Annotated in this window: 13 protein-coding genes; 5 read left to right on the top strand and 8 right to left on the bottom strand. The window is 69.8% G+C overall.

Translation table 11 applies throughout. The features are described 5' to 3' along the window. Window positions 1-9: 9 nt before the first annotated feature. Together AC56LU_RS22810 and AC56LU_RS22805 are read right to left on the bottom strand one after the other, a co-directional pair. Window positions 10-999, bottom strand: a complete 990-nt coding sequence (locus AC56LU_RS22810) for a PP2C family protein-serine/threonine phosphatase (protein ID WP_497177887.1) — start codon at window positions 997-999, stop codon at window positions 10-12. 62 nt (window positions 1,000-1,061) lie between these two features. Further along, entirely contained in the window at window positions 1,062-2,261 is a 1,200-nt protein-coding gene (locus tag AC56LU_RS22805) for an MFS transporter (RefSeq protein ID WP_497177886.1), read from the bottom strand. 208 nt (window positions 2,262-2,469) lie between these two features. Here AC56LU_RS22805 and AC56LU_RS22800 point away from each other — a divergent pair, with 208 nt between their 5' ends. Then, window positions 2,470-2,937: a GNAT family N-acetyltransferase gene (locus tag AC56LU_RS22800; protein ID WP_497177885.1), complete on the top strand. Its 468-nt coding sequence runs from the start codon at window positions 2,470-2,472 to the stop codon at window positions 2,935-2,937. Here the strand turns inward: AC56LU_RS22800 and AC56LU_RS22795 are convergent. From AC56LU_RS22795 to AC56LU_RS22775, 5 genes are all read right to left on the bottom strand, one after another. Further along, complete coding sequence (locus AC56LU_RS22795) at window positions 2,923-3,393, bottom strand: SH3 domain-containing protein (RefSeq protein WP_497177884.1); 471 nt, start codon at window positions 3,391-3,393, stop codon at window positions 2,923-2,925. The genes AC56LU_RS22800 and AC56LU_RS22795 overlap by 15 nt on opposite strands. Window positions 3,394-3,401: 8 nt before the next feature. Beyond that, complete coding sequence (locus AC56LU_RS22790) at window positions 3,402-4,970, bottom strand: hypothetical protein (protein ID WP_497177883.1); 1,569 nt, start codon at window positions 4,968-4,970, stop codon at window positions 3,402-3,404. Beyond that, the gene (locus AC56LU_RS22785) at window positions 4,940-7,306 is read right to left on the bottom strand and encodes an FtsW/RodA/SpoVE family cell cycle protein (protein WP_497177882.1); all 2,367 of its coding nucleotides are present in this window, start codon (window positions 7,304-7,306) and stop codon (window positions 4,940-4,942) included. Before AC56LU_RS22785 ends, AC56LU_RS22790 begins: the two co-directional genes overlap by 31 nt. Then, window positions 7,303-8,262, bottom strand: a complete 960-nt coding sequence (locus AC56LU_RS22780; RefSeq protein WP_497177881.1) for a serine/threonine-protein kinase — start codon at window positions 8,260-8,262, stop codon at window positions 7,303-7,305. The genes AC56LU_RS22785 and AC56LU_RS22780 overlap by 4 nt, the downstream gene beginning before the upstream one ends. Window positions 8,263-8,377: 115 nt before the next feature. Then, window positions 8,378-8,866 carry a PXPV repeat protein gene (locus AC56LU_RS22775; RefSeq protein WP_497177880.1) on the bottom strand — a complete coding sequence of 163 codons (489 nt, stop codon included), beginning with the start codon at window positions 8,864-8,866 and terminating at the stop codon, window positions 8,378-8,380. Window positions 8,867-9,129: 263 nt separating this feature from the next. Here AC56LU_RS22775 and AC56LU_RS22770 point away from each other — a divergent pair, with 263 nt between their 5' ends. Further along, the gene (locus AC56LU_RS22770) at window positions 9,130-10,200 is read left to right on the top strand and encodes a metallophosphoesterase (protein WP_497177934.1); all 1,071 of its coding nucleotides are present in this window, start codon (window positions 9,130-9,132) and stop codon (window positions 10,198-10,200) included. Window positions 10,201-10,293: 93 nt separating this feature from the next. Next, complete coding sequence (locus AC56LU_RS22765) at window positions 10,294-11,745, top strand: M20/M25/M40 family metallo-hydrolase (RefSeq protein WP_497177879.1); 1,452 nt, start codon at window positions 10,294-10,296, stop codon at window positions 11,743-11,745. Between the two features lie 67 nt (window positions 11,746-11,812). Here AC56LU_RS22765 and AC56LU_RS22760 read toward each other — a convergent pair whose 3' ends face one another. Beyond that, window positions 11,813-12,184 (bottom strand): Lcl C-terminal domain-containing protein, encoded by a 372-nt coding sequence (locus tag AC56LU_RS22760; protein ID WP_497177878.1) that lies wholly within the window; start codon window positions 12,182-12,184, stop codon window positions 11,813-11,815. Window positions 12,185-12,405: 221 nt separating this feature from the next. Between AC56LU_RS22760 and AC56LU_RS22755 the strand changes: the two genes are divergently transcribed. Further along, complete coding sequence (locus AC56LU_RS22755; protein ID WP_497177877.1) at window positions 12,406-12,858, top strand: hypothetical protein; 453 nt, start codon at window positions 12,406-12,408, stop codon at window positions 12,856-12,858. Between the two features lie 215 nt (window positions 12,859-13,073). Then, on the top strand, window positions 13,074-13,376 hold a 303-nt coding region (locus AC56LU_RS22750; RefSeq protein ID WP_497177876.1), incomplete at its 3' end, for a DUF1565 domain-containing protein.

The following is a 13,376-nucleotide window of genomic DNA, read 5'->3' as shown; positions in this document are numbered from 1 at the left end:
CTAACGATGCTACGCAGGCAGCGCGGTTTCGTCTGCGTGACTGCCCGCCTGCGCCTGCAAGGGCCGCAGCACCAGCGCGGTCAGGTTGTCGGCATGCAGTCCGTCCGGCGGAGCAGTCTCGAGCGCGCCGAACAGGCGCCCGACCATGGCTGCGGCATCGGGAGCGCCGGCGAGCAGATCCGGCCAGCGGCCGACAAAACGGTCGGGTTCGGCGCAGGACCAGAAACCGTCGGTCGCGAGCAGGTAGCAGGCGTCCGGGCGCAGGCGCAGGACGCGCCGGTCCGGCAGGGTACACAGCCAGGATGGCAGGTTCAGCGGCGTCAGCTCGAACAGCGGGTTCGACAGCTGCGCCGGGTTGCTGAACGCATTGCCGAGGATGAATGCCTGGGCGATCTGCGGCGCATGCGCGCCGTGCACCTGGCGCCACCAGCCGGCTTCATCGATGTGTCCGGCGAGCGCGGCCGCAGTGGCCGGCACATGGTCGACCGTCAGCGGCTTGGCGCGCCCCGGCTTGACCTCGTACAGGCGCGAATCGCCCACGTGATAGAGCAGCGGCGCGCTGCCTTCCGGCAGTTCGAGCATCGTCAACGTGGTGCCGGGCCGGGCGCCGGCCTCGAAGGAAAAATGGCGCTGCAGTTCGGCGTGCAGCACGTCGAGGTGGCGCCCCAGTTCGGCGGCGCTGCGGCAGGGCGGCACCGTGAGCAGGCCGGCGGCCACCGCCTCGGCCGCCTCGCGCCCATGGCCGTGCCCGCCCATCCCGTCCAGCACCGCCACCCGGCCATGCCCCGCGGGCCAGCCGCGCACGACGCTGCGCTGCACCTGCTGCCCAAGCAGGTAGCTGGCCTGGCCGGCGAAGTCGATGACGACGAAATTGTCCTGGTTTTCAAGCCGCTGCAGGTGGCCGCTGCCGCGGCGGCTGGCGACGGCCACGTCGTAGCGCGGCGCGAACTGGAAATCGGACAGGAGGTCGGACGGGCGGTCGAACAATTCAGGCGGCATGTCGAGGACTGTGATGGCAATCCTGCTACTTTACACCTGAACAAGCGCCGCCGAAGGCGCGATTAGAGCGGGTTTTTCCGGCTTCCCGTCACCAGCACCAGGGCGTTGGCCAGCACGCAGGCTCCGGCGGCGCCGAAGGCCGCGCGTACGCCCCAATGGTCGGCCACCTGGCCCCAGAACAGGCTGCCGCCGACGTAGCCGGCCGACATCACGAACAGGTAGATCGACAGGGTGCGGGCGCGGATCGCGGCCGGGAAGGACAGCTGGGCCGCGGCGTTCAGGGTCGACACGGTGGCCGACCAGGCCATGCCGCCGCACAGGATCAGCGGCACCAGCACGAGCAGCGAACGGGTGAGCGCCATCGCCACCAGCATGGCGCCGTACGCGACCAGGGCGCCGGCCAGGACGCAGGTCTTGTCGAAGCGGACCCGCAGCTGGGGCAGGAAGAAGGCGGCGATCACGCAGCCGCCGCCCAGGCAGCCCATCAGGGTGCCGTAGGTGCTGGACTGCATGCGCAAGACCTCGCGCACGAACACCGGCAGCAGGCTGGCAAAGGCGATGGTCGAGAAGAACACCGAGCAGACGTTGCGCAGGATGCGGCGGTAGCGCGGGCAGCCGAACGCGGTCGTCAAGCCGTGCACGAAGCGCTCGCGGAAGCCTTCTTTCACCGTCGGCTGGGGCGTGCGCTCCTGCCACCAGGCCCAGTACACGCCGAGCAGGCCAGCGAACGAGAGGGCATTGGCCAGGAACAGCGCGCTCGGTCCGATCCAGCCGAACAGCAGGCCGCCCAGCGCCGGCCCGATGATGGCCGACAGGTTGTACGACAGGTTGTTGAGGGTGGCGGCGGCTTCCACTTCGTCCGCGTCCACCAGGCCTGACATGGCGGCCTGCCAGGCCGGCCAGGTGAAGGCGGTGCCGATGCCGATGCAGAAGGTCAGCACCAGCACCGGCACCGTGCTGACCCGTCCGCTGGTGACCAGCAGCGCCATGACGGCGGCGCACAGCGCCATGTACAGGTTGCAGTAGAACAGGAACTTGGGCCGGTGCACGGTATCGGCCACCACGCCCGCCAGCAGGGCGAACACGAAGACCGGCACATAGGTGGCGGTCTGCACCAGCGAGGTGATCGAGGCCGAGCCCGACAGCGAGGCGACCAGCCAGGCCGAGGCGAAGGTCTGGATCCAGGTGCCCATGTTCGAGACCATGTTCGCCATCCAGATGTTGCGATAGCGTGCATGGCGCAGCGGCCGGGTCAGGGGCACCTTGGGGCGCCGCGCTTGTGCTGAAACCCGAGCCGGAAACGGCGGCGCCAGCGGTGAAGCAAGCGGAGAAGGCGGAACGCTGGGGCTGGATTCTGGCATGATCTGGACAGTGTAGGTGGAGTCACTGCCCATGGTCAATAAAATTGCCTCGTGGCAATTCTATTCTGTGATATTGTGGCGTTCCCAAAACACGTTCGCCATGAAAGACATGCTGATCCGACCGCTGGTGGCCGCTGACATCCCCGCCGTGGCGGCCTTGTTGCGCGAACTGGCGCGCGAATACATCGTGCACGAATCGCCGCCCGAGGGGGCGTCGACCTTCCTCGCCGAAAACGACGAGATGGGCGTGCGCGGCTTCCTGGCGCGCGGGCATGTCTACCACGTGGCCGTGGTCGACGGCGAAGTGGCCGGTTTCGTGGCGGTGCGCGACCGCGGCCACCTGTTCCACCTGTTCGTCGGCAAGCGCTGGCACCGCCGCGGCCTGGCACGCGCCCTGTGGAACGCGGCGCGCGACGCGGCGCTGGCGGCGGGCGGTGACGGCAGCTTCACGGTGAATTCCTCGAACTTCGCGGTGCCGGTGTACGAGTCCTTCGGCTTCGTGCGGGTCGGCCCGACCCAGTGCGCCAAGGGCCTGTATTTCAATCCGATGCGCTTGAACGCCTCAGAAGAGGCTTGACACCTCGTCGGCGCGGCGCAGCCACAGGCTGCTGGCCCAGCCGTCCAGGCGGCGGCCGTCCACCACGGCACTGACCTGCCACCAGTCGCCGCGGCGCAGGCCGGTGGCCGTCACCGGCGTCCCGGGCGGCACCACGGCCAGGCGGCGCGCATCGGTGCCGGTGTCTTCCCGCAAATTCAGATGCTCGCGCACGCGGTACTGGGCTCCGGCCACCGGCGCACCGGCCAACAGCTGGGGCGCCGGCTTCGGCGCTCGCACACCGGCATCCGGCCCGAACGCCGCCTGCAGCAATCCTCCCAGCAGCGCCGTTCCACCCACCAGCACCGCGAGGGCGCGCGCATTCGCGCGGCGCCACCAGGCGCGCGGGCTCAAGCAGGCCGCCAGGCACAGGGTCAGCAGCAGGCCGGCGGCATAGGCGGCGACCGTGGTCGCGGAGGGCATGGCGTCCAATGGCATGGCGAACCTCAGGCGTCGAAGCGCAGCACGTAATGGCCGGCGACCAGGTGGTGGCCTGGCGGGATCAGGTAGGGCTGCTCGTCGGTGGCCGCGAGCACCTGGGCCACCAGCCGAAGGTCGGCGTCGAGGTGGAACAGGGCCTGGGTTTCGGACATGCGCACCACGCGCAAGCCCTCGCTCGTGGCTTCCCAGCCGAAGGCATTGCGCGACAGGCCGAGGCGGTCGGCGCTGGCCGCGGCGCTGCCGTCGAGCTGGCGCAGGAAAGCCGGGCCATCGAGCACGCGCAGCGCGGCCAGCGCCGGCATGCCGCGCCCGAACACCAGGCGGGCGCCGGCCGCCGCCGGCTGCACCGGTCCCTGCGGCAGCTCCAGCAGCGCGGCATAGCGGTCCGCCATCTGCGGCGGCGCCGCGTGCAGGCGGATGCCGGCGCCGTCGAGCGGCGCGAACTGCGCCGGCACGCCCACGCGCTGGCGGCCGGCGGCGGTGATCGCGTGTACCTCGTCGGCATCGTCGACGGCGAAGCGGATCACGCTGTCCTCGCCCGGCGCGGCGGGATCGAGTCCTGCGCCAAGGCCGATCTCGAGCGCGGCGGCGCCGGTGTCGCGGTAGCGGCTCAGGCGCGGCAGCGCGAGCGCGGCCAGCGTGATGCGGTGGCGCGCCACCGGGGCATAGGTGGCGTCGTTCTCGAAGGGCGGCACGGGCGCGCCAGCGACCGGCGCGACGGCAATCGGCATGGCGGTCATCTCGTCGCCGGCGACGCGCGGCTTCCAGACCGAGGGAATACGGGCCGGCGCCGCGCCCGGCGGCGTCGGCGCAGGCGGAGGTGCCGGCGCAGGCCGGGCCGCGGCTTGCGCGCGGGTGATCTTCAGGAGCAGGCGCTGAGCGCCGGTTGCGGCGCCATCCTTTTTAGCGCGGATGACGTAATAGCCGTTGGCCGCGTCGTATTGGCAGTCGAGACTGTCCTTGGGCCGCACCTGCACCTCGATCGGGCTGTCCGGCCCGTCGTTGACCAGCAGGATCCCGGCATCGAGTCCGAACGACCAGCCGGGCACCGCGAAGGTGGCGCTGGCCTCGTCCTGGCCGACCAGGGTCAGGCGCTGGTCCGGATACACTGCGCACACCGGCTGCCAGATGGCGCTGTCGCGCGAGGCCGTGACCGTGTACAGCAGCTGCTCGCCCGGCGCCGGCAGGTAGACGGCGTGGCCGAACTTCACCTTGACTTCGCCGGCCGGCACCGAGTCCATGCCGACCACGTGGTAGCGCACGTCTTCGCCGCCCAGCAGGTCGCCGAAGTCCTTCTGGTGCAGGGCCGCCAGCGACTGCGCCAGGTCGCGCACCCGCGCGCCGCGGGTCAGGTGGCGGTCGTCGTCGATCTCGTCCTGCGGCAGCATCAGGGTGACATGGGAGAAGCAGCGGGTGGCGGCGCGCCCGCGCTGTTCGCGCGGCGAGCGCTCCAGCAGGTCGCGCAGCAGCGGGCGGCGCGCGAACAGCGCCAGGCCCGGCGCCTGCCACAGCGCTTCGGCATTGAAGACATCGTCGACCCTGGCTAGGACCTGGTGTTGCACGTAGACCGGCATGATGGATTCTCCTCGAAAGATTGAACGCTCGCCATGCCGAACGCTAGCAGGGGGCAGATGAAAAACAGCAGGTGCGAGCCGCCGCTCGACAGAAAACTCATCGGCTGGCCCATGATCGGAAACAAGGCCAGGTTGGTGCCCCAGGACAGCAAGAAATGTCCGCCCAGGAAAGCCGCGCCGCCGGCCAGCACGAAGCACTGGAAGCGCCCGAGCCAGGCGCGCCGGAAGTCGCCGAAACCCGCCGCGCTGCGCCACGCGCTGGCGGCGGCATGCAGCAGGGACGCCAGCAGCGCCGCCTGCAGCGCCCACAACAGCAGGCCCCCGAGCAGGCCGTGGCGGTTGACCAGGAAGGAAGGGGCGAAGTCGTCCTGCACCGCCGGGATGCGCAGCGCCGCATCTGTTCCTGCATCGGCCGCCGCGCCGAGCGAGGCCAGCCCGAGCACACCGTCCGCCCCCAGCCAGCCGCCTGCGGCGACGGCGCGCGCGCCGAGCAGCATCTGCTGGCCGGTGTGCGGATGGGCGCCCGGGTCGGCCCATACCTGGAAACGTTCGGCGTAGAAGCCGCCGCGCAAGGCGGGGTCCGCCGATTGCAGGGCGAGGGCGCCGCCCAGCAGCGCGCAGCACAGCCCACCCGCAGCCGCCGCCTGCAGGCGGCGCCCGGTGGCCAGGCACCAGGCCAGGAAGGTCACCACCGCCCACACCAGCAGCAGGATCAGCGGAGAGTAATCGTCGACCTGCACCAGGGCCACCGCCAGCAGCAGCACGAACAGCAGCGCCGGCGCCAGCATGCGCAGCCAGTCGCGCCAGCCGCGCCGTCGGTTCCCGTCCCTGCTACCGGTGGCGAGCGCCAGGCAATGCGCGCTCAGCGCGGCCAGCGCCAGCTTGGCGAATTCGACCGGCTGGATGTCGAACACGCCGGTTTCGTCGCCGAAGGCCACCTGCAGCACCAGGCCTGCCAGCGCGCCGAGTGCCAGCGCCACCAGCAGCCATTCGGTCAGGCCCCGCGACACTGTTCCGCGCGCCATGCCCCCAAACAGCATCAGGCCGAGCGGCAGGCCGGCGGCAAGCAGCACGCAACTGTTCTCCACATGACGCATCCAGGACGTGTCGCGCGCCCCGAGTCCCAGTTCCAGTTGCACCAGCAGGCCGGCGCCGAGCAGCAGCAGCGCCAGCGCGCCCAGTACCGGCACGCGCCGCGGCCACAGCAACGCATGCCAGAGCGCGCTCCAGTCCAGCAGCAGCGGCCAGCCGGCGCCGGGCGCCGCGCCGCTACGCTGCATCACCAGCAGCAAGGCCGCGCATGCGGGGATGGCGCAGGACAGCGCCAGCTTCGCCATTGCTCCAGGGGTGCGTACCGGCGCGCAGGAACGCAGGCCGGCCGCTCCGCCCAACAGCAGCATGGCCAGCGCCGCGCACCATGCCGCGCCGGACGGCGCCGTGAAACGCCATAGCGACCGGCCGCTCCAGTGCCACTCCACGCTTGACGGCAGGTCGGCCTTCGGTTCGGCGAACAGCTCGACCTGGCTGGCCGGGCGCAGGCGCAAGGTGTCGGCGTTCGCATCGGCATTGGCGGATACGGCGAAGCGGGTGCGGCCGACCGCGAGCGACTCCACGCCGTCGAGTGCATGCTCGCGCCGCGCGGCATCGATCCAGCCGCTGCCGTCCTGCAGCAGCACCGGTTGCGATCCGCGCACATCCAGCGCCAGCGCGCCGGACGCATCGCGCGCCAGCGCGAGCTTGCCGGTGTCGAGGCCGGGCACGGCCAGCCGGTTGCCGCAATATAAATGGCCGCCGAAGGCGAGCGGCCGGCGTAAAGCCAGGGAGCCCGGCGCGATCCGGTTCCAGTAGCCGGCCAGGCGTGCCGCGATACCTGCGCCGGGGCACGCTGCCTGGGGTTCACCGTCGCGCAGCAGCAGCGCGCCGTCGTAGGCCCAGGTGTGGCGGCTGTCGCGCAGCTGCACCCGGCCGGTGTCGGCGCCGACGATCTCGAAACGCGTGGCGCCGGCCTGCAGGTGCTGGCCGGCCGCCAGCACGACGCTGCCGGTATGCTGGCGCACATGGCTTTGCCCATTCGCGCGCGCCAGCACCGCGGCCTGCACCGGGCTGATATTGCGCAGCCACCAGCGGCCGGCGCCATCGCGCCGCACCGTGAACTGTTGCGCGGCAGCGCGCGGCGCGCCGAGTTCGGCGCGGCCTAGGGTGATCGCTTCGCCCGGCGCCAGGCGCAGCGTCACCTCCTGCGGCAGGTAGCGCGACGGCGCCAGCAGCATGGCAAGGAGCTGCAAGGCGCACACGCAGGCCAGGGCCAGGGCGGCGGCGGCCAGGCGCCGGTTCATGCCGCCCTCCGCAGTGGCGGCGCATCCATGCGGGCGCGTAGGGCGTCCAGCATGCGGCTGATCTCGAGCGCGTGGGCCGGCCGTGCGCCGGGCGCGGGCGCCAGCAGGGCGCGTAGCAAGCCATCGGCCTGCGCCGCGGCCGGACCGAAGGCCTGCGCGAAGCCGGCTGCCTCACTCGCCTCCAGGGTCGGCGGCAGGCCGCCATGCGCGCGCCGCAGCACGGCGGCGCCGTCTGGCCCGTGCGCCGCGTAGGCCTGGGCGCAGGCCGCGCCGTAGCGCAGGGCCTGGCCGCGCACCAGCCAGTAGAGCAGGGCGCCCAGTGCAAAATAATCGCTGCGCGGGTCCGTGCGATACAGGCCGCGGGCCAGGGGAAAGAACTGTTCCGGCGCCTGCCAGCTGGCGGTGCCGGCATAGGCATGGGCTTGCGTTGGGGGCAGCGCGCGGCTGGTGCCGAAATCGGCCAGCTTCAGGTTGCCGCTGCGGCGCTCGACCAGCAGGTTGCCGGGCTTGAGGTCGAGGTAGCGGAAGCCCGCCGCATGCACCTTGGCCAACGCCTGGTTGACCTGGGCGATCCATTCAAGCGCCTGCGCGGGGGCTGGCGGACGGCCGGTGGCGCGCAGCACGCCCACATGGGCGGCCAGGTCGCCGTCGAGCAGTTCCAGTGCCATCGCCGGCAAGCCGTCGATGCTGCCGCTGTCGAGCAGGCGCACGATGTGGCGCCCGTCCCAGGGGGCAAGGCCGGCCAGGAAGCGCGCCTCGGCGCGGGCGGCGTCGATCCATTGGCGGCGCAGCCCGGCCGGGGCGCGCGCCATTTGATCGGTGTTGACCAGCTTGAGGGCGACGCTGCCGCCGGGGGCATCGGCGCGCCACACCACGCCATAGGCCGAGCCGCCCAGCGCTTCGCGCAGCCGGTACTGGCCGTGCGCCAAATGAACGATCGTGCCTTGCTGGACCATGCCTGCCTCCGCGACTGGCGCCGTGCGCCCTCGCCGGGATCAAGCGGGGGGAGGGGGAAAGGAGGGAAAGGAGTAGGGGGACATGAAAAAAGCCGCGCAGAGCGCGGCTTCGTGATCAGCGGCCGTGGCGATCCCAACGGTCACCGCGGTCGTTGCGGTCCCAGTCGCGGCGATCGTGACGATCGTGCCGGTCATTGCGGTCCCAGTCGCGGCGCTCGTGGCGGCCATAGTCACGGCGCTCGACGTAGACCGGGCGCGGCTGGACATACACCGGGCGCGGCTGGACATAGACCGGACGTGGCTGGACGTAGACCGCACGTGGCTGGGCGTAGGCGTAGCCACTGTTGTAACCGTGGCCACGGTTGTAGCCGTAGTTGCGGTTGTCGTAATAGCGGCGGTCGTTGTGGGTCGAGATCGAATTGCCCACCGCCGCACCCAGCACGCCGCCCACCAGGGCGCCGCCCGAGCCGCCGGCGCTGGCGCCGATTGCCGCGCCGACCACGGCGCCGAGGGCAGTATTCACACCACGGTCGTCCGCCATTGCCGCCGGCGAGACGGCAACCGCGGCCAGAACCACCGCACCAACAATTTTAGATTTCAACATGGTTTTTCCTTTGGCCTCTGCGGGGATCGGAATGATCGAACGACGCCAGGCATGGAACGAACTATAGACCTGGGCGTTCGTGCTGCCATCCGTTAATACAGATTATTACAAACAGTCATCCAGTCGACACATCCAAAGCGGCCCTTGCAGAGGGGCGGTGCCACCCCAATTAACATTTGTTACTGCTTACCGCGCCAGGCCCCGTGAACCGATCATTTGCCACCATCCTGTCCCTGCTGGTCCTGCTGCAGGTTTATATCGGCATGCGCCTCTTGCCCGACCTCGCGATGGGCCAGCCGGCGAACGTCGCGGGGGTGCTGTTGCTGGTCGTGCTGACCGTGCTGGTGCCGGTCGGGCTGATGTCGGCCTCGCTGCGCCGGCGCCGCTGGTCGAGTCTGGTGTCATGGATGGGCCTGCTCTCCATGGGATTGTTTTCCTCGCTGCTGGTATGTACGCTGGCGCGCGACCTGGTGCTGCTGGCGCTGCGGCTGGCCGGCCTGGCCGGTCCCGGCATCGTCCACGGCAGCGCCGTCGTGGCGCCCCTGGCCGCGCTGGGGGTCACGATGCTCGGCTTCGTCAACGCGCGCCGGCTGGCACGGGTGGTGAAGGTCGAGGTGCCGATCGCCAACCTGCCCCCGAGCCTGCATGGCTACGCGATCGCCCAGGTGTCCGACATCCACGTCGGCCCCACCATCAAGCGGGCCTACCTGAACGCCATCGTCAACCGGGTCAACAAGCTGGGCGCCGACGCGATCGCGATCACCGGCGACCTGGTGGACGGCAGCGTGCACCGTCTCAGCCTGCATACCCAACCGCTGGCGCGCCTGGCTGCCCGCGACGGCGTGTTCTTCGTGACCGGCAACCACGAATACTATTCAGGCGCCGAAGAGTGGATCGCCGAGCTGCGCCGGCTCGGCGTGACCGTATTGATGAACCAGCATGTGCTGCGGCGCCGCGACAATGCCACCCTCATGATCGCCGGCGTCGCCGACTATACGGCCCACCATTTCCACCCCTCGCACAAGAGCGACCCGCACGCGGCCGCCGCCGGGGCAGGCGCCGCGGCCGATGTGCGCATCCTGCTCGCTCACCAGCCGCGCAGCGCCCTGGCGGCGGCGGAGGCGGGCTTCCACCTGCAGCTGTCGGGTCATACGCATGGCGGCCAGTTCTTTCCGTGGAACCTGTTCGTGCCGCTCCAGCAACCCTTCGTGGCCGGCCTGCACCGGGTCCGCGACATGTGGATCTATATTAGCCGCGGCACCGGTTACTGGGGACCGCCGAAACGCTTCGGCGCCCCGTCGGAAATCACCCTGGTGCGCCTGGTGCCGGGATAGGCGGGAGTCGTGTAAAGACGCTAACATTTCTCACAAAAAATTTTTCGGATGCGCTATCGTTGAAATCCCTTGAACCGATGAAGGATTCGACGCATGAACCGCAGCCGCAGCCTCCCCGTCCTGACCACCCTTGCCGCGAGCCTCGCCGCCGCACTGCTCAGCAGCGCCGCCCTGGCAGCCAGCCCCGGCAACGATCCCGCGGCGCTGGCAAAGATCCGCGACACGGCGATGGGGAGCGACTACGCCTGGAACCGCATGGCGGACATGACCGACCTGATCGGACCGCGCTTGTCCGGCTCGCCCGGTGCGGCGGCAGCGGTGACCCAGGTGGCCGACGCGATGCGCAAGCTCGGCGCCAGGGTGACGCTGCAGCCGGTGAAGGTGCCGCACTGGGTGCGTGGACTCGAGACAGGCGAGCTGGTCGACTATACCGGGCGCCCGCGAGGCATCACCCAACGCGTCGTGCTGACCGCGCTCGGCGGTTCCGGGGCGACCCCGGCCAGCGGCCTGGTTGCGCCGGTCGTGGTGGTGAAGAGCTTCGACGAGCTGAAGGCGCGCGGCGCCGAGGTGAAGGGCAGGATCGTCCTGTTCGACGTGGCCTTCGACCAGCATCAGGCCGACCGCGGCCTGGCGGGCCAGGCCTATGGACAGGCCTCGGCCTACCGCCGCGACGGCCCGCGCCTGGCCGCCGAGCTGGGTGCGGTGGCGGCGCTGGTGCGCTCGGTGGGCGGCGCCAGCTACCGCCTGCCGCACACGGGCTCGACCGGCCTGCGGGACAATGCGCGGATTCCGGCGGCCGCCGTGACCGCCGAGGACGCGATGCTGATGAGCCGCCTGGCCGGGCGCGGGCCGCTCAGCATGAAACTGGTGCTGACCCCGCAGAACCTGCCGGATGCCGACAGCTATAACGTGATCGCCGACTTGCCCGGCACCGACAAACCGGACGAGATCGTGATCGTCTCGGGCCATCTGGACTCCTGGGACCTGGCCACCGGCGCGCATGATGATGCCGCCGGCGTCGCCAGTGCGATGGCCGTGCTCGAGACGCTGAAAAAACTCGACTACCGTCCGCGCCGCACCATTCGCATGATCGCGTGGATGAACGAAGAGAACGGCATGCGCGGCGCGCGCGGCTACCTGGCCGCCGAGCAGGCCAATGCCGAGAAGCACTTTGGCGCGATCGAAAGCGACAATGGCGCCGGACGTCCGTTCGGCCTGCGCGCCAGCGTGCCGGCCACGTCGAGCAAGCTGTTCGCACCGCTGCAGGCGGCGCTGCAGCCGATCGGTGCGGGCCTGTTCCGCCGCGAAGACGCACTGTCGACCGGTGACCTATCGGGCCTGGAACGCGCCGGCGTGCCGAGCTTCGCGCCGCTGATCGACACGTCGCGCTATTTCGATTATCACCATACCCCGGCCGATACGCTGGACAAGGTCGACCCCGACCACCTGCGCCGCCATGTGGCGCTGATGGCGGCCACGTCCTGGTTCCTGGCGAACATCGACGAGCCGATCGGCCGCGCGAACGTTCCCGGCCTTGCTCGCTGATCGCTGATCGCTGATTGCCAAACAAGGCCACCGGGCCCCCCGGCAACACGCCGGGGCCCGGCCCGCTTCAGGGCACGGCAATGCGCCGCACCGCCCGCGCATGCCCCCGGTAGGGGCGCCCATAGATTGTCTGGATACCGCTCGCGAAATTCTGCCCCCACACCAGCTGGGTGCGCGTTTCGTGCGGCTCGCTCGACCAGTACCAGTTGCGATCGAAGCCTTCGCGCTGGTTGGCGAACAATAAAGCCAGCTCGCGCCGCGTCGGCAGCACGCCGCCGTGCACCCGCGCCCAGTCGGCGGCGCTCGGCCAGCTGACCTCCACCGCCTCGTCCGGCAACAGCACCAGGTGGTAATCAGGCTCATCATCCTTGCCCAGGATTAGTCCCGCATAGGCCTCGCCTTCTTGCAGCATGGCCCGCACTTGCATGTACTCGCCCATTTAACAGTTCCTTTTGGTTAGTAGCTGTTTTGTAAGACCGTCCGGACCGCGCTTTGGTTGCGTGATGATGTTCGATCTAGCTCATGCAAGTGTTTGATTTCCTGATGGAACTTTGTCTTAAAGGATTAATACTTCCGGAGAATTTTTTTCCGAAAACGTTGAACTAAGGAAGTTTCCGCCCCTCAAAGGGTTACGTTCACTTTTTGAGGCACTGGGTTTGCATGAAACAATTCAAGGCTTACGCTTCCAAGCTTCGTATCGATATCCTGCTGTGCTGCGGCGCCACCGTCGTGCTGTCGGCCTGTGGTGGCGGCAATATCGACGCGGGGGCTGACCAACTGGCGGCTACCGCCGCCAGCGTGAGCACCGACGCCCGCGACCTGGCCGCTGCCAGCACCGCCGCACCGGCCGCAGCAGTCGAAGCGAGCACGGAAGCAGCACCGGCGGCAAGCATTCAAGCGGCACCAACGGCAATCCCTGGAGCATCCGCTGCAAGCACCGAAGCGGCAGGCAGCGCCAGCAACGCCGGCGCCACTGGCCAGACGGCAGAGGTGACGACCCAGGCGTTCGAACTGACCGGCTACGACAGCAAGCAGCCGCAGCCACAGCCGCAAACCGGGCAGCAGGACGCCGGCGCAAGCACCCCGGCTTCCGGCCCTGGCCCGACACACTGACCACGCTTAAGCAGTATCGGCAGCTCCATCCCGTGCAGGCGGCCACTCCCGCCGGCACACCCGAAGGCCCACAAGCATGTGTGCCTGATCCAGCAACCAGGACGACGCCACCGCTCTTTCACAGGTGGCCGGCTGTACCGGGATTTCCCGGTGCACTGGGGCGCTCTTTGCCCAAAGTTCTTGCCCGCTCAGTCGGGCACACAGGAAAACTACAAATGACCAAGACCTTCGCTTTTGCTTCGAACACCCGTCGCCACGCTGTCCACTGCGCCGCCGCCGCCGCCGCTCTGCTGGGCGCCTTCGGCAGCGCCGCCGCGACTCCGGCCACCACCTATAACTACTACGTGTCGCCGACCGGTTCCGACACCGCGGCCGGCACCAAGGCCGCACCGTTCAAGACCCTGGCGCGCGCCGCCAAGGCAGCGATCAGGCCGAGCACCACCGTGTTCGTGGCGCCGGGCACCTATGCCGGCGGTATCAAGACCACCGGCAGCGGCACTGCATCGGGCCGCATCTAC

The organism is Telluria sp. PB2R4 (assembly GCF_059685695.1).
This window is presented reverse-complemented; position numbering and strand designations above follow the sequence as displayed.